This window comes from Lysinibacillus sp. FSL K6-0057, assembly GCF_038630885.1.
In the GTDB taxonomy this organism is placed as follows: domain Bacteria; phylum Bacillota; class Bacilli; order Bacillales_A; family Planococcaceae; genus Lysinibacillus; species Lysinibacillus fusiformis_F.
In genome coordinates, this window is the sequence record NZ_CP152047.1 from 3,412,116 (window position 1) to 3,433,208 (window position 21,093).

The 21,093-nt window shown below is 38.9% G+C and carries 23 protein-coding genes; 2 read left to right on the top strand and 21 right to left on the bottom strand.

From position 1 onward, the window contains the following. Nucleotides 1-5: 5 nt before the first annotated feature. The 4 genes from aroE to MHB40_RS17055 are packed head-to-tail and all read right to left on the bottom strand — an operon-like array spanning nt 6 to nt 3,310. Entirely contained in the window at nt 6-836 is an 831-nt protein-coding gene (gene aroE, locus MHB40_RS17040) for a shikimate dehydrogenase (protein ID WP_342441047.1), read from the bottom strand. A 33-nt stretch (nt 837-869) separates the two neighbouring features. After that, nucleotides 870-1,973, bottom strand: a complete 1,104-nt coding sequence (gene yqeH / locus MHB40_RS17045; RefSeq protein WP_342441048.1) for a ribosome biogenesis GTPase YqeH — start codon at nt 1,971-1,973, stop codon at nt 870-872. After that, nucleotides 1,970-2,491 carry a YqeG family HAD IIIA-type phosphatase gene (locus MHB40_RS17050; RefSeq protein WP_342533028.1) on the bottom strand — a complete coding sequence of 174 codons (522 nt, stop codon included), beginning with the start codon at nt 2,489-2,491 and terminating at the stop codon, nt 1,970-1,972. Before MHB40_RS17050 ends, yqeH begins: the two co-directional genes overlap by 4 nt. Nucleotides 2,492-2,527: 36 nt before the next feature. Further along, complete coding sequence (locus MHB40_RS17055) at nt 2,528-3,310, bottom strand: phosphatidylserine decarboxylase (protein WP_342533029.1); 783 nt, start codon at nt 3,308-3,310, stop codon at nt 2,528-2,530. A 136-nt stretch (nt 3,311-3,446) separates the two neighbouring features. Here MHB40_RS17055 and pssA point away from each other — a divergent pair, with 136 nt between their 5' ends. Together pssA and sigK are read left to right on the top strand one after the other, a co-directional pair. Continuing rightward, nucleotides 3,447-3,947 (top strand): CDP-diacylglycerol--serine O-phosphatidyltransferase, encoded by a 501-nt coding sequence (pssA, locus tag MHB40_RS17060; RefSeq protein ID WP_205447010.1) that lies wholly within the window; start codon nt 3,447-3,449, stop codon nt 3,945-3,947. 86 nt (nt 3,948-4,033) lie between these two features. After that, entirely contained in the window at nt 4,034-4,741 is a 708-nt protein-coding gene (gene sigK, locus MHB40_RS17065; RefSeq protein ID WP_004226867.1) for an RNA polymerase sporulation sigma factor SigK, read from the top strand. Between the two features lie 329 nt (nt 4,742-5,070). On the opposite strand, the gene mtnN is transcribed toward sigK, so the two are convergent. The 17 genes from mtnN to ruvX form a co-directional block, all read right to left on the bottom strand. Next, nucleotides 5,071-5,763 carry a 5'-methylthioadenosine/S-adenosylhomocysteine nucleosidase gene (gene mtnN, locus MHB40_RS17070; RefSeq protein WP_342441050.1) on the bottom strand — a complete coding sequence of 231 codons (693 nt, stop codon included), beginning with the start codon at nt 5,761-5,763 and terminating at the stop codon, nt 5,071-5,073. 59 nt (nt 5,764-5,822) lie between these two features. After that, complete coding sequence (locus MHB40_RS17075; protein WP_342533031.1) at nt 5,823-6,482, bottom strand: YrrS family protein; 660 nt, start codon at nt 6,480-6,482, stop codon at nt 5,823-5,825. 143 nt (nt 6,483-6,625) lie between these two features. Beyond that, the gene (gene greA, locus MHB40_RS17080) at nt 6,626-7,114 is read right to left on the bottom strand and encodes a transcription elongation factor GreA (protein ID WP_004226860.1); all 489 of its coding nucleotides are present in this window, start codon (nt 7,112-7,114) and stop codon (nt 6,626-6,628) included. Between the two features lie 175 nt (nt 7,115-7,289). Further along, nucleotides 7,290-7,928, bottom strand: a complete 639-nt coding sequence (gene udk / locus MHB40_RS17085) for a uridine kinase (protein ID WP_004226858.1) — start codon at nt 7,926-7,928, stop codon at nt 7,290-7,292. Then, nucleotides 7,928-9,208, bottom strand: a complete 1,281-nt coding sequence (locus MHB40_RS17090; protein ID WP_205444546.1) for a U32 family peptidase — start codon at nt 9,206-9,208, stop codon at nt 7,928-7,930. Before MHB40_RS17090 ends, udk begins: the two co-directional genes overlap by 1 nt. 13 nt (nt 9,209-9,221) lie before the next feature. After that, nucleotides 9,222-10,154, bottom strand: coding sequence for a peptidase U32 family protein (locus tag MHB40_RS17095; RefSeq protein WP_342533033.1), 933 nt, complete (start codon nt 10,152-10,154; stop codon nt 9,222-9,224). 5 nt (nt 10,155-10,159) lie between these two features. Continuing rightward, entirely contained in the window at nt 10,160-10,792 is a 633-nt protein-coding gene (locus MHB40_RS17100; RefSeq protein WP_342441054.1) for an O-methyltransferase, read from the bottom strand. A gap of 286 nt (nt 10,793-11,078) precedes the next feature. Next, nucleotides 11,079-12,206: an endolytic transglycosylase MltG gene (gene mltG / locus MHB40_RS17105; protein ID WP_205444550.1), complete on the bottom strand. Its 1,128-nt coding sequence runs from the start codon at nt 12,204-12,206 to the stop codon at nt 11,079-11,081. Nucleotides 12,207-12,375: 169 nt separating this feature from the next. Beyond that, complete coding sequence (locus MHB40_RS17110; RefSeq protein WP_342533034.1) at nt 12,376-13,563, bottom strand: acyl-CoA dehydrogenase family protein; 1,188 nt, start codon at nt 13,561-13,563, stop codon at nt 12,376-12,378. Beyond that, a complete protein-coding gene (locus MHB40_RS17115) occupies nt 13,560-14,906 on the bottom strand; it encodes an LLM class flavin-dependent oxidoreductase (protein ID WP_342533035.1) in 1,347 nt (448 codons plus the stop codon). Before MHB40_RS17115 ends, MHB40_RS17110 begins: the two co-directional genes overlap by 4 nt. 14 nt (nt 14,907-14,920) lie before the next feature. Then, nucleotides 14,921-15,757, bottom strand: coding sequence for a MetQ/NlpA family ABC transporter substrate-binding protein (locus MHB40_RS17120; protein ID WP_342533036.1), 837 nt, complete (start codon nt 15,755-15,757; stop codon nt 14,921-14,923). A 14-nt stretch (nt 15,758-15,771) separates the two neighbouring features. Next, entirely contained in the window at nt 15,772-16,374 is a 603-nt protein-coding gene (locus MHB40_RS17125; protein ID WP_342534794.1) for a methionine ABC transporter permease, read from the bottom strand. Next, nucleotides 16,367-17,446, bottom strand: coding sequence for a methionine ABC transporter ATP-binding protein (locus MHB40_RS17130; RefSeq protein WP_205444559.1), 1,080 nt, complete (start codon nt 17,444-17,446; stop codon nt 16,367-16,369). The genes MHB40_RS17125 and MHB40_RS17130 overlap by 8 nt, the downstream gene beginning before the upstream one ends. 40 nt (nt 17,447-17,486) lie before the next feature. Beyond that, nucleotides 17,487-18,296 carry a MetQ/NlpA family ABC transporter substrate-binding protein gene (locus tag MHB40_RS17135; RefSeq protein ID WP_342441059.1) on the bottom strand — a complete coding sequence of 270 codons (810 nt, stop codon included), beginning with the start codon at nt 18,294-18,296 and terminating at the stop codon, nt 17,487-17,489. 269 nt (nt 18,297-18,565) lie between these two features. Then, a complete protein-coding gene (locus MHB40_RS17140) occupies nt 18,566-19,093 on the bottom strand; it encodes a DUF1292 domain-containing protein (RefSeq protein ID WP_342441060.1) in 528 nt (175 codons plus the stop codon). A 1,253-nt stretch (nt 19,094-20,346) separates the two neighbouring features. Next, nucleotides 20,347-20,655 (bottom strand): DUF1292 domain-containing protein, encoded by a 309-nt coding sequence (locus tag MHB40_RS17145; RefSeq protein WP_036124332.1) that lies wholly within the window; start codon nt 20,653-20,655, stop codon nt 20,347-20,349. Between the two features lie 19 nt (nt 20,656-20,674). Next, a complete protein-coding gene (gene ruvX / locus MHB40_RS17150) occupies nt 20,675-21,091 on the bottom strand; it encodes a Holliday junction resolvase RuvX (protein ID WP_016994166.1) in 417 nt (138 codons plus the stop codon). Between the last annotated feature and the right edge of the window lie 2 nt (nt 21,092-21,093).

A 21,093-nucleotide genomic window follows, 5' to 3' on the forward strand; every position in this document is an offset into this window, starting at 1 on the left:
AAAAATTAGTTTCCTCCTAATTGCGCCTTCAGTTGCGCAATCATTGAATTTGTATTTGGATAGTTTCCTAACCAGTGTTCAAAAGCGATGGCTCCTTGATGGACAAACATCCCTAAGCCCGTGACGATCGTTGCCCCTTTTTCTTCAGCCGCTTGTAAAAAAGGCGTCATTAATGGATTATACACAATATCCGCAACAATTGCTCCTTTCATCAGCCGATCTAATGAAAATGGCATTGAAAAATTGCCCGTGGAAAGGCCAGCCGATGTCATTTGCACAATAATGCTGAAATCAGCTAGCGTCTCTTCCGCTTCTTGTAATGAAATGGCACGTCCCATACCCATTTCATCAATAATCGTTTGTGCATTCGCTACCGTACGATTGGCAATGGTTAAATGACAATAGCCTTGTTGCTGCATAGCAAAGGCAATGCCACGAGCAGCACCACCAGCACCAACAAGTAATACAGGCTTGTCTTTATGAGATACTCCAACGGCTTCTTCGAGTGATCGAACAAAACCTATACCATCTGTATTATAGCCTTTCAGCTTTCCTTCTGTTGTTCGTACAACTGTATTCACTGCGCCCATTTTTTGTGCCAGCTCATCTAGCTCATCTAGATATGGAATGATTGCTGTTTTATGAGGTATTGTCACGTTCCAGCCACTTGCGCCTAATGTCTTCAAACCAGCAATAGCTGATTCTAATTGGGCCGGCGTGACATGTAAAGGAATATATGTTGCATCAATGGACATGTCCTCGAACCAAGCATTGTGCATGGCAGGTGATTTTGAATGTTCAATTGGATCACCCATAACTGCAAACCACTTCTTCATGTTCTAGTCCCTCTCTCTACTATGTCCTTCCATTTAAATCAGTGAAGGACGAATTGAAACTTGTACACCTTTTGGTGCATAAGCTGCTACTACTACATTGGCATGCTGAACAGTAATCCAGCCTAGCCCAGAGAATACAATATCTGTTTTCTCTTCTTTGATGGAAAATTCATGACGAACCAATGGCGGCAGCTGGTCGATAAATTCCGCAGTTGGGGGTGCCAATAGTTCTCCTTTATGTTCTTCATATAACGCATCTGCCTTCTCAAGCTTTGTACGATGAATTGGTAAATCATTTGCCACATGGATTGTAAAGGCAGAACGGTCTCCCTGAATAAAATCAAATCTCGCCAATGCACCAATAAACAAGGTTTGCCCAGCATTTTGTTGGTAGACTTTCGGCTTAATTTCTTTTTTCGGCATAATATATTTTAATTCACTTGAATCAATATGATGAGCCATTTGATGGTGATTAATAATACCTGGTGTATCATATAATGCACTACCATCATCTAATGGAATGTCAATCATGTCTAAAGTAGTGCCTGGGAAATGTGAGGTTGTGATAACTTCACCCTCCCCTGTTGCCTGCTTAATAATTCGGTTAATGAACGTAGATTTCCCAACATTTGTACAGCCAACAACATATACATTTTGTCCTTTACGATACGCATCGATGGCTTCCATTGCTTCTGCCATCCCTTTGCCTTTATGGGCGCTGACTAATAGGACATCGACAGGTTGTAGTCCAAGAGCCTTTGCTTCTCGTTTCAACCAGTTGATAACTTTTTTCGGTTTCACTGATTTTGGTAATAAATCTGCTTTGTTGGCAATCAATAGGACAGGATTCTTCCCTACAAATCGGTGAAGTCCTGGTAGCCAACTTCCATTAAAATCAAATATATCAACAATTTTTACGATTAAGCCTTGCTGTGTACCAAGACCATTTAAAATACGTAAAAAATCGTCATCTGTTAATGATACTGGTTGAATTTCATTGTAATTCTTCAAACGGAAGCAACGTTGGCAAATGACCACATCCTTTTCTAATGATGATGGGGGTGCATACCCAACTGCTGTTTTATCTTCTGTTTGAATTGTTGTACCACAGCCAATACAATTTGGCATTTCAATCATTCTTGTTCCTCCCAAGTTATAATTCCTTTTCGTTTCAAATCATTAAATACGCGACGTTCAATGAAACGATTCAATTTTGTTACAAGCCCATCTGATTGTGCAACAGGCTTCACAAGCACTGTGTGTAAGCCTAAGCGGTTTGCTCCCATTACATCTGTAAGGAGTTGATCTCCTACCATAACCACTTCATTTGGACGCAAGCCTAGTTGAATCAGCGCATTATAAAAAGCATTACGAAGTGGCTTTTTCGCCTTGTGAATATACGGGATACCTAATGGCTCAGCAAAATGCTTCACACGAGCTTCATTGTTATTCGACGCAATAATAACACGAATACCTGATTCTTTCATAATGCGTAACCAAATGTTCAGCTCTTCTGTTGCATCTGGACGATCCCATTCAACAAGCGTATTATCTAAATCCGTAATGATTCCTCTAATCCCTAATTCCTGTAACTTTTCCGGCGTAATTTCAAAAATATTCGTCACAAATTCGTTCGGTAATAAAAAATTATACAAAATAGCGACCCCTAATCTTAACGTATTATTCGACCATTATAGCATATTTGCAAAGGCTTCACCCATTCGAATTGGGCTGCCTTTTACAACATTATCCGTAAATTTAATCGTATCCTTTTCAAACAGCATCACAACAGTGGAACCAAATGAGAAATAACCAACTTCCTGCCCCTTACGCCATTTCGTTGTTGTATTGGTAAGCACAATGGAATTCACAAAGGTCGCACCCACTTTGATAAAGGCAACATGCTGATTATTAGCTGTTTTTAGCTCTGTCACTAAACGATAATTATGAGAAATTGGTTTTTTACCGTATGTAAGACCTAGCTGATTCACAGGATAAGATTTCTGACCAAGTGTATATTGTCGCAATACTTCTCCATCTATCGGGCTATGGATACGATGATAATCAGCAGGACTTAAATAAAATACGATATAATGTCCGTCTGCATATTGTGCTGCTCGTTCTGTATTACCAAGTAAATCTTGTAATGCATAGGGTTTGCCCTTCACAAGAAATGTCATATCCCATTCAATACGTCCAAAGGATTCCACTTTGGCATCCACAGGGCTGGCATAAACGGTAGGATTTTGTTCAATAGGTCGAGCCTCTTCTATCAGTTCTCTTGTAAAAAAATCATGTAAACACGAAAATTGTTGTTGTTTTTTTGAAACTTCTTCAAGGTTAATATCGTATAACTTCATGTAGCTTGGAATTATACGTTTACTCCACTTCGCTTTCGCAATTGCTTGCAAAAGATGGGAAGATTGCTTACCATTCGTTAGTTCTATCAAGCGTTGATATAGTTTTTCTTTCATACAGTAAAACCCCTATCCATTAATTTAGACTGTCAATTTTTTCGCATTCGAAGTATAATGGTACAATATCTTAAGTGCAAAGGAGTGATCCCCCTTGTTTTTTTATCACAAGTTGGTGGATACCACGGTTAAGAAAATGAAATCGCACGCAGCTAACTTCATCACAATTAGTAATATGTCCTTTGGAGGCGCGGCTATTATGGCCACTTTACATGAATACTATAGCTATAGTGTCTTGTTTATCTTTTTAGCAGCTCTTCTTGATCGCTACGATGGTAAGGTAGCGAGAGCGCTCGGACAAGTGTCTGAATTAGGTAAACAATTGGATTCTATGAGTGATATTATATCATTTGGTGTGGCGCCTGCATTATTAATGTATGAAGTTGTTCTAGTTGATTTTGGTTTTGTCGGCATGATGATGGCCGTATTATTTATCGTCTGTGGCGCGATGCGTTTAGCTCGCTTCAATATTAGTGAAGCAAACGGTTATTTCACAGGTTTACCAATTACAGCCGCAGGTACGTTCTTAACTTTAACGTATTTCGCAGCTAATACGTTCCATCCGGCATTTTATCTTTTCCTTTTTCCCATTTTAGCTTTACTCATGATTAGTACATTTACGCTAAAAAAAGTGTAACAGCACATTTGCTGTTGCACTTTTTTCATTTCCCACAGTTTTTAAACATATACTGTCGAAAAATGGGGAAAGGATGAAATCATTCAATGAGCGGAATTTTTACATCAATGTTGCAGTTATGGCTTGAAATCCCTGCGTTGCTTGGCTATTTAAAGGGGCAAACATTCCATAAACCCTTTTCAAAAGAAGAGGAAGCTGCTTGTATTGAACGATTTTTAGGTGGCGATGAGCAAGCGCGTCTTGACCTAATAGAACGTAATATGAGGCTTGTCGCGCATGTCGTTAAAAAATTCCATCCAAAACATGAGCAACTCGATGATTATATTTCCATTGGAACAATTGGACTAATGAAAGCCGTTGAGAGCTATACCCCTGACAAAAAAACAAGACTTGCCACATATGCAGCTCGTTGCATTGAAAATGAAATTTTAATGCATTTGCGCACTCAAAAGAAAGTACAGAAAGACGTTTCACTATTTGAGCCAATTGGAACTGATAAAGATGGAAATGCACTGCAAATTCGTGATTTACTTCAGTGTGACGAAGAAAGTGCCACAGAGAAGCTAGAGCATAAAGAGCATGTAGCACAGTTATACCACTATTTGCATATGCTTGATGAACGTGAGCTCGAAATTGTGACACTACGTTATGGGTTAAATCAACAGGATGCACTTACGCAAAAGGAAATTGCAGCACGCTTAAATATTTCACGCAGCTATGTATCTCGCATTGAAAAACGAGCGCTCATTAAACTCTATCAACTGTACAAACGAGACCAAAAAACTATCGAGTAATATATTGTAAAATGGCCATAAGAAAAATTCAATCCATCAATGGCGGAGAATGTGCCTATTTCATGGCATATAAAAAGCTCCCCTGCGACATGACTATGTCGCAAAGGAGCTTTCCCGTCATACTAATGTGCTGATTCCGAGAGTTCTGCTGAAATCAACGTACCTATTAAAGTTGTAATAATGACTACACCTACTGTTAAAAATAACATCATGAATGCCTCCCATTCTATTATGAAGAGATTTATTAATGTCAGTGTAGCATTTGTTTTTTGGATTAACTGTGATTTTTCTCACAAGATAAACCACACATTTTGACCATTTTGTGTAGTTTACAATGAGGCAATTGCTTTTAATACTACTTGTGTTGAATGCTTTGCAGCAACTGGTAAAAACTCATCGAAGCTAATATTCGATTCTTTACCCGCAATATCTGATAATGCACGAATGACTACAAAAGGTGTAGCAAACTGATAACAAACTTGTGCAACTGCAGCCGCTTCCATCTCTACAGCTTTCATTTGAGGGAAATGACGACGAACAGCCTCTACACGTTCAGGATCATTCATAAAAGCATCCCCAGAGCAAATTAAGCCAACGCCATACTGATGCTCTCCAACTGCCTTCACAGCCTCCTCAGCTGCCTTCATCAATTGCTCATCTGATTTATATGCTGCTGGCATACCAGCCATTTGTCCAATTTCATAGCCAAAGATTGTGACATCTACATCATGGTGGCGAACTTCATCAGAAATGACAACAGCGCCTACCTCAAGTGCTTCATCATATCCACCTGCAGAGCCTGTATTAATCACAACATCAGGCTTAAACTCATGTAAAAGGATTGTCGTAGACATAGCAGCATTTACTTTACCGATACCGCTTTTTAATAAGACGACTTCCTTCCCCTCATAAGTTCCTGTTGTATACTCACTACCTGCAATTGTTGTGCTGTGTGCATCGTTTAATGCTGCTCTTAGAAGCTCCACTTCCTCTTCCATTGCGCCGATTACTGCAATTTTCATGTACTGTTACTTCCCTTCTTTATCAACTCTATTAAAAATAATCAAAAGAGTGATTTTCGTCAATAGGCGCCTTCTAATGTATTTAGTTGCTCTAGCTTCACAGGCATCCAACCTTCATTATCAACCCATTCCATGCTTACACGATACATTTGAGATTTATCATTGCTCGAAACAGTAGCAATGGATGAATTAGGACCACCATTGTTTTGCATACGCCAGATGATCATATTGCTTTGATCGATACCTGTCACAGTTGCTACGGTTGCTACCTTTTCAGCCCAGTCTACTGATTTGTCATTATATGAAGACACATGCTGACCTGTTTGTGTTGTAGGTGTTGGCTGCCAATTTTTATTCGTGATGACCTTTTCAACAATTGGATTATCTGATGTTGATTCTTCTGGTGTGCCTTGTTCTTCCGGAGATGTCTCAGGTTCTGATTCTTGCTCTGAAGGTTTATCTTCTTCTACAGCAAGATCTTTCTCTTCTTCATTCGTCGGTTCTTTCTCTACGTCTTTTTCGGCATCGCCGCTCTGTTCCTCTTGAGCTGGTTCCTCTTTCACTGCTTGATCTGCATCATCTTGCCATTTAAACACATAGGTTGCTGTGATAATAATAAGTACAACCACGACACCAATTAAAACATTCAATAGTTTATCTAGCTTTTTATTACGAGATGGCTGCAAATGACGACCACTTCGAGTTTGTCGTTCACTCATAATGTCTCCCCCTCTCTAGCAAATATTCTATCAAGTTCGACAGCACTTGCAAAATAATTATACTCACTATTTTACTACATAGCTTTCACTCTAAAAATGGTAAAAGCAGTCAGCCAAAGGCTAACTGCTTGTACATATACAAATTATTTAATTGAAAGAATTTTCACTTTCATTTCGCCACCAGGTGTTTGAACGACAACCTCTTCACCTTCAGCACGACCAAGTAGACCTTTTGCAATTGGTGATTCATTCGAAATACGGAATTCCATAGGATCTGCCTCAGCAGAACCAACAATTGTATAAGATTCTTCATCTGTTGATGGCTTACCATTAATGATTTCTACAAATGTAACCGTTTTCCCTAGTGATACCACACTGTTATCTGTCTCATCCTCAGAAATAATCACCGCGTTACGAATCATTGATTTTAATGTAGAAATACGACCTTCTAAAAAGGCTTGTTCTTCTTTTGCTGAATCGTACTCAGCGTTTTCAGAAAGATCTCCAAAATCACGTGCTATTTTAATACGTTCAACGATTTCTTTACGTGTTTCAGTTTCTAATTTTACTAATTCTTCTTCTAATTTACGTTTCCCCTCAGCTGTCATAGGGTACTGTTTTTCATTTGCCAAAGTCCTTCACTCCTTGTTTCTTCAATATAAAAACATAAAACTCGACTAAATGCGTAGAAGATGCATTTAATCGAATTTTATTATTTTTAAACGTTTTCAAATTACGCTTTGACCTAATAGTATGCATGCTTTTTCAAAATATGCATGTAAATATTGTCAATACCACTCTATCTTATTACAATACGTTGTCGGTTTCAAGAATAGTTTTAATTTTCGTTACCATTAAATCAATCGCCACCTCATTATCCCCACCTTCAGGAATAATGATATCAGCATAACGTTTGGTTGGTTCAATAAATAAATTATGCATTGGTCGAACTGCCGATAAATACTGCTCGATCACTGAATCCGTTGTACGTCCACGCTCTTTAATATCACGCATGATGCGACGAATAATGCGTAAATCTGAATCTGTATCCACGAATAATTTGATATCCATTAAATCACGTAAATCAGCATCCTCTAGCACTAGAATACCTTCTAGTATAATAACATCTACTGGTTCAACATGGATAACTTCTTCTGCTCTTGTATGCTGGACATAATCATAAACAGGTTTTTCAATTGGTTGACGCACTAACAATTTCTTTATGTGCTCAATTAATAAATCATTATCGAAAGCTAACGGATGATCGTAGTTTGTTCCTAAGCGTTCTTCAAATGTTAAATGACTTTGATCCTTGTAATAAAAATCTTGTTCAATTACCACAACAGAATGCTCACGGAAAACATCATAAATGGCGCGCGTCACACTCGTTTTTCCTGAGCATGAGCCACCTGCGATTCCGATGACAACAGGACGCTTCACTGCCATTAGTTATTCTCCTTTCGCATCATGTTATGCGGTTTCAATAGTGTGTCGCATTTAAATTTAACAATTTGTAGTGGGTGACGAGCTGCATCTAGGCTATTGCCATCCTCATCCCAAATTTCGCCCATTGTTAAACGGAAATTCTCAATTTCAGGACCAAAGAATTCTACTTCGTCACCAGGTTTAAAATAATTACGTTGTTGCATTGTCACTATTTTTGTTTCTGGATCATGATCTAAAATAAGACCAGCAAATTCATAGGTTGTTTTACGTCCATGCACACCAAACATTTGCTCCTCAACGCCAGGTGCATCATGGAAGAATGCTTCAGCCGTATCACGGTTAGCACATTTGTCTAATTCCTCTAGCCATTCACGTTTAATGTTAAAGTTTTCTGGATCTGCACAATAGGCATCAATTACTTTACGGTACACAGAAACGACTGTCGCTACATAGTGAATGGATTTCATACGACCTTCGACTTTTAACGAGTCGATACCAAGCTCAATCATATGAGGAATTGCTTCAATTAATTTCAAATCTTTCGGACTCATCGCAAATGGTGCATGACTATCATCGAAAAGTGCTTTTTCTTCACCATCTTCTAATTCATATAGATCATAGTCCCAGCGGCATGATTGACAGCATCCCCCACGGTTTGAGTCACGAGCCGTCATATGATTAGATAGAACGCAACGACCAGAGTAGGCAATACACATTGCGCCATGAACGAAGGCCTCAATTTCAATATCCACCTTTTCCTTCATCAGCTTCATTTCTTCTCCGCCTACTTCACGTGCTAAAACGACACGATGTAAGCCTTCCTCTTTCCAGTACTGCACGGCCTTCCAGTTGGACAGCGATTGCTGTGTGGAAAGGTGAATTTCAAGCTTCGGTGCTGCTGTGCGACATGTTTCGATAATGAGCGGGTCTGCTACAATAATACCCGTTACCCCGACTGATTCAATGTCCTTTAAGTAACGTTCTAAGCCATCCATATTTTCATTATGGGCAAAAATATTTGTCGTTACATATATTTTTGCTCCATATCGATTGGCAAATTCTACACCTTCACGCATCTCTTCAATGGAGAAGTTATCCGCATTCGAACGTAGACCAAACTCTCGCCCACCGATAAATACTGCATCTGCTCCGTAATGAACAGCTACTTTTAATTTCTCTAAGCTACCTGCTGGGGCAAGTAACTCTGGTTTTTTAGTAATGACACGTTTACCGTCGACAATCTCACGGATTTTGTCATTTTGCTCTAACGCTAATGCCATGGTATTGCCCCTCCTAGTAAACTGTTTCCTTGAAGATAAAGCCTGTATCTAATGGTCTAATGGCTGGTTGAATATCTTCAATTTTTGCTAATAAATCATCTTTGATCTCTTCATACGCTTCTTCTGACTCGTCAAAATACGTATCGATTGCTTTTCGATAAGCTTCTGTTACCGCTACCACATAGTCTGGAGCTTGAAGAACACCTTCAATTTTCAGAGCATGGATGCCACCTTCAAATAATTCACCAAGCTCATCAATAATACACATATCATTTGGACTGAAAATATGTGTACCGTTTACATCTTCATATATTGGATATTTATTATTTCGTTCATCATCATGTAGAAACATATTACGATTATCTTGGCGATTTTCAATAGCCATTACTTTATCTTGATATAAGAAATAATGGCCGAGTAATGGACGTTTAGATTGGAACATACATGTCATCCCATGTACTTGTACTTCAATCTCCATCTCGGTATTTTCTTTAATTTCTAATACTTCATCAAGAGAAAGCTCACGTGCTAACACGGCACGCGTTGCACCACGTTTCCCCCAGTAATTAGCCGTAAACCAGTTTGTAGCCGTCGTTTCTGGATTCCAATGTAATGGAATCGTAACATCTTGCTCTCGGCGAATAATGAGTACCGCTGGATCACCATAAATTAAACGATCCACCCCGATACGTTGCATTTCTTTTAAATAGTCAGCAAGTGCCTCTAGCTTCTCATTATGGAAAAGGGCATTGACTGCAACATACACCTTTTTACCTGCTGCGTGAATAAGCTTCGTTGCTTCTTCCACTTCTTCAACAGAAAACTCCCCTGCTAGACGTAGACCAAATTGTTGTTCACCTATAACAAAAGCATCTGCTCCAGCTTCTAAAAGTGCTTTTATATGTTCTAATGATTGTGGTGTCACAAGCAATTCTGGTTTTTTCATAGTAGTCACCTCTTCAAACATAGTAATAAACCGTCACCGACTGGTAAAAAAGCACTTGTATAATCTGGGTGCTGCATAATCCAATCCGTGAAGTTTTTTAAATTGCGAATCATTGTGCGCTTACGACGTGGAACATCCTTCAACTCTAAATCAGACAAGCCATGCATGTACATATTATCGATATATAATACCCCACCTGATTTTACTAAAGGAGCGTATTTTTCAAAAAAGCGTTGGTATTGTCCCTTCGCAGCATCAATAAAGACAGCATCAAAAGTCGTATCAATGGCCTTATCGTCCACCTCTAAAGCGTCCCCCTCAATGACCGTAATTCGATCTGATACAGTCGAACGTTTAATATAGGCTTTTGCCCTTGTTACACGATCTTGATCACGTTCAATTGTAACAATTTGGACATTGGGCAATGCCTCTGCCATACGAATAGCAGAGTAACCAATTGCCGTACCTATTTCTAAAATTTTTGTCGGATTTTGAATACGCAACAGTTGATTTAATGCATCTATACCTGCAAGTTGCATAATCGGTACATGATTCTCCTCCGCATAGGCTTCCATTTCTAAAAGCAATTCATTACGTGGCTGTATAAATGATTGTATATATGCATCTGATAATTCCATTGTTTCCACCCTCATTTAAAAGGCAACGAGCGTTTGTCGTTGTCTGTACTTCATCATTTATCAACAAAAAGAAAAGGACCAAACGTGATGTCTTGGTACTTTGCCATACAAAAATGAGCAATTGCTTAGATATGCTCAAACAATTGCCACCACGCATATTTGTCCCGCATAAATGAACGGATTGATCAAAAATCACACTTTATAATAGCATGAAAATAGAAGGAAAGCTATTTTTCTTTCCTTCTATTCCTCTGTTTGCTATATGATTTTTATTCTTCCTATACGTTTACTCTTCTTTTCGTAAATATTTTTCTACCTTCTGCAAATGTTCATCATATGTTTTCGAGAAGTGGTTGACACCCTCTTTATCTGCTAAGAAGTAGAAATAATCTGTTTGACTTGGATTTAATGATGCCTCAATCGAAGTCTTACCTGCGCCTGCAATTGGACCAGGTGGTAAACCTTTATTTTTGTAAGTGTTATAGGCATTGTCCACTTCTAAATCTTCATATAGAACACGATCTTTATGATCACCCAGTGCATATAACACGGTTGGGTCTGTTTGTAGAGGCATACCTTCATTGATTCGATTATAGAAGACACTCGCGATAGTCTCTCGATCTGTTTGAGCAGTCGCTTCTTCTTCCAATAATGACGCAAACGTTAACAGCTGATGCACTGACATTTGTTTTTCGGCTAAAACATCACTATAGTTCTTCACCACATTATTCATGGCCGCTATCATCTCTTCTACAATGGCTTGTAAAGATGGTTTTTCTTCATAATAAGAATACGTAGCTGGATAGAAATAGCCCTCTAAATCATAGCGAATATTGTCAGCTAAAACGGCCTCTGTAACTAGCTCAGGGTAATTAGCCATCATTTGTTGAACAAATGTGTCACTCGTCACAAGATCCATAAATTCTTTTTGAGTGTACGGTGTTTTCTTTTCAATCACTTTCCCGATTTGTTCAAGTGTTAAGCCTTCTGGTACTGTCATCGTAAAGACAGGCTTACGATATACCTTCCCTGTTTTCAAGCTTTCAATGAGTTCATCAAATGTCATTGCCTGTGTTAAATCATAATTTCCCGCTTGAAATTGTGATTCATTTTTAAATTTTGCATAGTATTTAAAAACACGTGCATCTTTTATGACACCTTTTTTCTCTAGTAGTGTTGAAATGGAGGACAAACTAGAACCAATTGGTACTTCCACCGCAATTGTCTTCGTTGCATTAGGGTCTAGTGGTTTTAGTGCACCCTTCACATAATTGTACCCAAATAAACCAGCGCCCCCAATTATAAGTACGAAAACAATGGCAATAATGGCGACGATTTTTCTCACGATTTTTACCTCAGATTTTCTTTCCTGCATTTTTGAAAACATTTCTTGTTTTTTAGAACCGTTATCCACGGGTTTCCCCCCTATCACTATTCAATATCATACTAGAAATCAACTTTCACGACAAACAGAAATCGACAATTCAGGAGAAATTGCATATGTAAAAAAATCTGCCAGCTATTTTTGCTGGCAGATCCCCTCTCTACAAACCTTTTACGGTTCAGAATCTTCATTATATATACTATAATTGAAAAGTTTCTTGCTTCTTATCGACAAGTAATCCCATCGCAAGTTGAGATATAACCACATCATCTGCTGGCGGATTAAAGCGGCTACATTGAACATCTCTAAATAGACGCTGGATTTTGTTTTCTTTAGATAGACTTCGTCCCCCTACAACCTGCATAGCTTTTGTTACAATATCAATGGCGTAATTACAAATAACATACTTTGCAATACTAACAGACTCCGATAGTTGCTCCTTAAGAACTAGATTTTGTTCAACCTGTGTTGCAATACTATACAATGTTCTTCGTGCAGTTTGATAAAGTACTTCTATTTCACCAATTTTTTGCTGAACATGACCAGCATGAGCGATTGTATTTTCTAAGCTATGTGAATACGTATTTTTAGCAAAATCAATGGCATATTCTCTTGCTGCTCCTGCCACCCCTAAATAAACGGCTGGAATCTCTAACGAGTACACGCGACCATCAGCTAAAAAACGATTAACTTCATTTGGACGATGTCTGTAAAGTAACGCTGCTTCTGGTACAAACGTGTCATGAAAAATAATATCATGACTGCCCGTTGCCCTCATGCCCATCGCATCCCATGTTTCAACAATTTCCACTTGTTCATTTTTAGTAATGAGAAACTCAGCTGTTAGATTTTCTTCTTCCAGATAAGCAATAATGGTGAATTGTTTTAAAATCGGTGCTAATGAAGCAAATGCCTTTTCACCAGTAATGCAATATCCTCCTGGTACCTTTTTAGCGATTGTACCAGGTAAACTCCCTCGAGAAATATTCCCCTTTCCACGTTCACTGTTAATAATATTCAAAAGAGAACCTTCCTCAACTGCTTTTCGGCATAATTCTGCAAAGATAGGCTCTGGCCATGTTTTCGCCTCACGAACATTCAAAAACGTCAATAAGTGCCAGCCAACAGATAATGCAGTAGACGCATCACCTTTAGCTAATTGTTCTTGGACTAATAACAATTCGTATAGAGAAATTTCTTCTCCACCGTATTTTAAAGGCACTGTTAATCGAAAATAGCCTGCATCTTCTAAAATCTTAAAATGCTCAAACGGAAATTCTCCACTCTCATCATATCGATTAGCTGTATTCTCAATTTGTTTCGCTAAATTCTGAGCATATTGAACAAGCCTTTGCTCTCGTTCATTTCGAATAAAAATATCAATCATTCCTGAGTCACCTTACTTTTAGCAAAACGATTCAGCGGCTTTTTCAATCCTAAATGCTCTCTTAACGTTGTGCCTGTATAATCTTTACGATAAATACCTCGCTCCTGCAAAATCGGTACAACCTTGTCAACAAAATCCTCTAAATCGCGTGGTAATAACGGAAACTGTAGCATAAAGCCATCTGCTGCTTGCTCTAATATCCAACGCTCCATCTCATCTGCTATTTGTGTTGGTGTTCCGACAAAAGCATCGCGCTTTGCAGGTCCAAAAAGGCGTGCATACAAATCGCCAACTTTTAAATTTTCCTTTTTAATAATCTCTAAGTGTTCATAAAAGTGACTTTGAATACTATTAACTTCTGGGAATTCCACTTCGATAGCAGGTGTATCGAGGGAGTACTTTGAAAAGTCAACATTTCCCATGTACCCAGAAACAAATTTTAAGCTTTCGTATGGATCAATCAATGCCTGTAACTCATTAAATTTATGAACTGCCTCCTCCTCTGTATCACCCACTATTGGGGAAATTCCTTGTAAAACAAGAAGTTCCTCCTCCTTACGTCCAAATGGAATAAGCTGTGCCTTTAGTTGACGGTAGTGTTCTTTCGATTTTTCAATATCATCCCAATGGACAAATACAACTTCCGCTGTACGTGCAGCTAATTGTTGGCCTGGTTTAGATGCACCAGCCTCTACAATTACAGGCTGCCCCTGTACAGAACGAGCAATATTTAATGGACCTTTAACAGATAAATAGTTTCCCTTAAATGATGTTTCATGCACTTTATGACGATCATAAAATCGATTATTATCTCGGTCATAAAGAAAAGCGTCGTCTTCCCATGAATCCCATAATGATTGAACAACATCGATAAATTCCTCTGCACGTTCATAGCGATGGTCATGCTCCCAATGCTTATCGCGACTAAAATTTAAAGCCGTTTCCCCTGTGGCATCTGCTGTGGTTACTAAATTCCAAGCAACCCTCCCATTGCTTATATGATCGATAGACATTAACTGTCTTGCTAGCACATATGGCTCACTGTATGTCGTTGAAGCAGTTGCACCCAGTCCAATTTTAGTTGTTGCCGCCGCTAAAGCCGTAATTTGAATTAATGGATCAAAGCGATTTAAAATATGTGGGTGTGACTCATGATTAATGGCTAAACTGTCAGCAACAAAAGCTATATCAAATTTTCCTTTTTCCGCAATCTGCGCTACTTTTTGTAATGCTTGAATATCGATGCTTGCATTTGCTTGGGCAGATGGGTGCCTCCATGCAGCCACATGCATACCTGCTCCAATTAAATATAAGGCCAGTTTTATTTCTTTTTTCTTAGTCATTATGATTCTCCTCCCTAATATGAATAGAAATCCTTCCATGTTGCTAATTCATCTAGCGGCATCTCCACTGGAATATAATTGCCATTTGATACTTCTTTAATAAATTTCCCCGTTTCATCGCGCTGGTAAATTTCCACTATTTTCTTCAATGTGTCATTATTTTTATCTTCTGCCTTTGCCACGATAACATTAATAAATGGTTTAGCTGTTTTACTCTCATGAATGATGGCATCTTTCAATATAAGACCAGCTTCTACAGCAACACCATTATTAATAATGGCAAAATCAGCATCCTCCATCACACGTGGCGTTGTTGCACCATCAACAGGCAAAATTGTTAAGTTTTTGGGATTACCTTTAATTCGATCTTCTCCACCGTTACCATCAAAAGTGTCCGTTACGGTTAGTAGTCCATGCTCCTGAAGCAGCAGCAAAGCTCTACCCCAGTTGGAAGGATCATTTGGCACGGCAATTTTTGCGCCTTCTTTTATATCATCTAGCGATTTATATTTGTTTGAATATAAGCCAATTGGTGCCATTATCGTTGTGCCAATTGCCTGTAAATCCGAGTTATTGTTCGTATTAAATAAATTTAAATACGCAACATGTTGAAAAGCATTAATATCGACTTCTCCCTCCGCCAATGCCTGATTCGGGTCATATTGCGCAGAGAATGTTACTAATTCAAGGTTAATGCCCTCCTTACTAGCCTGTTCCTTTACATACTCCCATGTTTTCAATTCTGAGCTACGGATACCGACCTTCACAGTATCTTTTTCATCTGCTTCTGCACATGCTGCTAGTAAAAATAATAATGTAAAAAGTCCTATTACATATTTCAGCTTTTTCATGTTCACATTCTCCCTTAAGACACCCTACGTATTTTTCGTTCAAGACTATTACCAATGCTTTGAATAACCTGTACAAGTGCAACTAAAATGACCACTGTAACTAATATCGTCGTATTATCAAAACGTTGATATCCGTAAGTAATAGCAACATCACCTAAACCACCGCCTCCAACAGCTCCTGCCATAGCCGTCGCACCAATAAGTCCAATCGTTGCAGTCGTGACGCTTAAAATTAAGGATGGAAAGGCTTCAGGCAACAAAAACTTTCGAATAATTTGAAATGGAGAAGCTCCCATTGCTTTGGCTGCTTCAATAATGCCCTCATCCACCTCTAATAATGAATTTTCTATTAATCTTGAAATATATGGTCCAATATGCAAGACTAACGGCACAATGGCAGCAGTTGTACCAATAGCGGTGCCAACGAGTAATCTTGTGAATGGAATGATTGCAACAAGTAAAATAATGAATGGAATGGAACGCAATGTATTGACGATCGGATTGACAATCGAGAAGATTAATTTATTTTCAAGAATATGTCCTTTTCTCGTCACAACTAAGATGATCCCTAAAATAAAGCCTAAAATGGCACCAAAAAATAAAGAAAGGCTAACCATGTACAGCGTATCTAGAACCGCGTTGATAATAATTTGTGTGCTCACTTTCACGTGCAACAACCTCCTCTATTTGAATATTTTTAGCCTGAATAAATAGAAATGCTTTTTGTATATCTTTTTCAGAACCAACGAGCTCCACGATTAAATGGCCGAATGGGATTCCTTGTAACTCAGTGATATTGCCAAATAAAACATTGACATCTACAGCAAACTTCTTAGCTACCTGTGAGACAATCGGCTGTCCGACGTCTACTCCTATGAATTTTAAATTGTAAATTTTTTTAGAGGCATCTATACTTTTTAACTGTTCATAAACAGAAGATGGGATTTCGTCCCGAACAACTGATTGGACAAAATTTTTAGTTGTCTCTTCTCTTGGTGTAGAAAAAATTTCAAGTACATTACCTGTTTCAATGATTCTTCCATTTTCCATGACAGCTACACGATTACAAATATCCCGGATAACTTCCATTTCATGCGTAATCATCAAAATCGTAATACCATACTCTATATTGACCTTCTTTAGTAAAGCTAAAATCGATTTGGTCGTTTGTGGGTCGAGAGCCGAAGTTGCTTCATCACATAAAAGGATAGTTGGTTTTGTCACTAGTGCTCTAGCAATGCCGACTCTTTGTTTCTGCCCGCCTGATAGCTCGTCAATATAACGATCAGTTTTATCCGCTAAGCCAACAAATGCTAAAGCCTCTTTTACTTGACCTTCCAAATTCGATTTTTTTACGCCACTTATGATTAAAGGCATTGCCACATTTTCAAATACAGTTTTAGAATGAAGAAGATTAAAGTGTTGAAAAATCATACCGATTTTTTTCTTCTCCTCTCGAAGCTGCTTTTTAGTGAGCGTAGTTAATTCTTTGCCATTCACAAGTACTCGTCCAGAAGTTGGCTCCTCCAGTAAATTTACTGTGCGAATCAGTGTACTCTTACCAGCACCACTAAAGCCGATAACACCAAAAATATCCCCCTTCTGAATCGTTAAATTGATATGATTTAGGGCCGTTACAGTCGAAGTACCGACCTGGAATTCTTTTGTCGTTTCAATAAACTCAATCATGCACGTCTACCTCCTTAGCATTTATGTTGATTGCAAAGCTTTAAAATGCTGGGACAACAGCACCCTTATACTGATCTTCAAAGAAAGAACGCGCCTTTTCACTTGTTAACCACTTAACAACTGTCTGTATAGCTGGATCATCCTTTTTTTCATTTGTCGATGCTATTATATTGACATAGGGTGATTCAGAATCTTCTATAATGAGGGCATCCTTCACAGGATTATAGCCCCCTTCTAAGGCATAATTTGTATTAATAGCAGATGCTTCGACATCATCTAATGAACGAACAAGTAATGGAGAATCAACACCTATAAATTGAATACTCTTCTCATTTTTCGTAATATCTTCGACTGTATAATCACTTTTCTTGGTTTTATCTAATTCAATCAAGCCATTATTTTGAAAAAGTAATAACGCTCGTGAAAAATTGACAACATCATTAGGTACAGCAACCTTTGCATTTTGTGGCAAATCATTAATTTTTTTTATTTTCTTCGAATACACACCAAATGGTTCAATATGAATTCCTTTTACACTGACTAAATCTAAATGACTTTCTTTATTCGTCTGTTCTAAAAACGGAACATGTTGAAAATAGTTAAAATCCAGCTCGCCATCTGCCGTTTGTTGGTTCGTTTGAACAGCATCTTTTATTATGGTAATGTCTAGTTTCACTCCATCCGTTTCAAGATCTTTTGCTAAATACTCCAATACTTCCGCATGAGGAACACTGGCAGCTCCTACTTTTAATGTTACAATGTCCTCTTTACTAGCCTCTCCTTTGTTTGTGCAACCAGCCAACAAGCCTATTACCAATGCACCGATAAGCAATTTCAAACCTAATCTCATCACATTTCCTCCTTAGTAAATAAATTTACTTGGTTTAATTTAAAACAAATCTTATCTATTTACTCAGAATTGGTCAATGCCTCTTTTATTCTATTTATTAAAAAATTCAGAAAACGAAGAGGAGAAATACATGTTTTTTCTCGAAAATCCCTTAAATTCATTTAAAAATACAAAAATTCCATTTACAGATAGAATATTTTTAGACCATTGATAGAAAATTTCTATTAATAAACAAAAAACTCTGAGTGGTTGTTAGCCACTCAGAGTTTTTACAATTCGTTTAATACATCTTCAACAAATGCCCATTCTTCATCAGTTTCAATTGGTAATAATTCTTCTATAGAACCGTCATTTCCAGACAGATATTGAGCCGCAAAAATATCTCGTTCCCCCATAGGTTCATCCGTCGCTGGTACATACAAAACATACGATTTACCGAATTGCTCAGATGAAAACGTATGAATGACTTCACAAACTTGATCTTTCCCTTCTTCGTCCGTCACCGTAATTAGCTGTGGCTCTTCCTCAAATTCATCAAGTAGTGTTAACACCACTTCATTAATCATTTCCCATTCTGTATCTGTTTCAACAGGCTGTAAATTGGTCATCTCACCTGTATTATCATCGTAATCAAAAGTCATCGCTGAAAGGTCCCCTGGGATTTCTTGACCTTTTTCATCTACAAGAGAAAATAACACATAAGACTTGTCCTCTGCATCAAATGTAAAGACCACACGACACTGCTGTTCCTTTCCATCTTTTCCGATAATCATAAATTCTTGCGTTTCTTCATTCATACGGTTTCCTCCTTTTTGACAATTTGATGTCAATTATTAAAAAGTTTTTTATTTAGTGGGGTTAAGGCACTTTTTGATTAGGTTCTTCTATTTTCGAGCGGAGCTTCTCTACTTTTGAGCGGGTCCACCCTCCTTAGGAGCGCTTCTTACCTACTTTTGAGCGGGTCGCCCCATCTTAGGAGCGCTTCTTCCTTACTTTTGAGCGGGTCCACCCTCCTTAGGAGCGCTTCTTCTCTACTTCTGAGCGGGTCCACCCTCCTTAGGAGCGCTTCTTCCCTACTTTTGAGCGGGTCGCCCCATCTTAGGAGCACTTCTTACCTACTTCTGAGCGGGTCGCCCCATCTTAGGAGCGCTTCTTCTCTACTTTTGAGCGGGTCCACCCTCCTTAGGAGCGCTTCTTCTCTACTTTTGAGCGGGTCCCCTCATTTTAGGAGCACTTCTTCCCTATTTTTGAGCGGGTCGCCCCATCTTAGGAGCACTTCTTCCCTACTTCTGAGCGGGTCGCCCCACCTTAGGAGCGCTTCTTACTTACTTTTGAGCGGGTCGCCCCATCTTAGGAGCGCTTCTTCTTTACTTTTGAGCGGGTCGCCCCATCTTAGGAGCGCTTCTTCTCTTCTTTTGAGCGGGTCCACCCTCCTTAAGAGCGCTTCTTCTCTACTTCTGAGCGGGTTCTCACATTTTAGGAGCGCTTCTTCTCTATTTTTGAGCGGATCACCCCATCTTAGGAACGCTTCTTCTCTATTTTTGAGCGGGTCGCCTCATCTTAGGAGCGCTTCTTACCTACTTTTGAGCGGGTCCACCCTCCTTAGGAGCGCTTCTTCCCTACTTTTGAGCGGGTCGCCCCACCTTAGGAGCGCTTCTTACCTACTTTTGAGCGGGTCCACCCTCCTTAGGAGCACTTCTTCTCTACTTCTGAGTGGGTCCACTCATTTTAGGAGCACTTCTTCCCTACTTCTGAGCGGGTTCTCCTATTTTTGGAGCACTTCTTCCCTACTTCTGAGCGGGTCCACCCTCCTTAGGAGCACTTCTTACCTACTTTTGAACGGATTCTCACATTTTAGGAGCACTTCTTCTCTACTTCTGAGCGGGTCGCCTCATTTTAAGAGCAATCCTCATCATTTGTGGATCAAAATTCACATATCTTCGAGCATTCACTCCTTAATTTAACAATCCTTGTACAAAGAAGAGTGTCAATAAAAAAGGAACAAGGACTGCAAGCTGCGATCCTTGTTCCTAGCTTTGAAGTTAGAAGATTATTCTTCGTTTTCATCCTCTAATGCATTTAAAACGTCCTCAACCATATCCCACTCTGCTTCAGTTTCGATTGGTGTTAATTCACCATCTTCACCATTTTCAGATGGTACGAATGAAGATACAAAGATTTCAACTGAACCATCTTCATCTTCCTCTGCACCTACCATTGAGTAAAACACATATGATTTGCCAAACTCTGGAGATTCATGAACGTGAATCACTTCACAAAGCTGCTCGTTTCCGTTTTCGTCAATCACTGTAATGTGTTGAACATGTAGTTCTTCTTCATGGTTATGCTCGTGTGTCATGCCTAAGTCACCTCATCAATTAATTTTTGCTATCTAAGTAGCCTTGTAAAATCATCACAGCTGCCATTTTATCAATGACCTGCTTGCGCTTTTTGCGACTCACGTCCGCTTCAATCAGCATGCGTTCTGCAGCCATCGTCGTTAAACGTTCATCCCATAACTTAACCGGTAGTGAAAATGTTTCTTCCAACAACTTTTTATAGTTCTCGGATGCTTCACCACGCGGTCCTACCGTATTATTCATGTTTTTTGGGTATCCTACAACAAATTCTGTTATAGTATATTCCTTTACTAGCTCGGCGATGCGGTCAATGCCGAACTCTCCGTTAGCCTCATCAATTTTTACGGTTTCAATACCTTGAGCAGTCCACCCCAGTGCATCACTTACTGCCACACCAACAGTTTTCGACCCAACGTCTAATCCCATAATTCTCATTT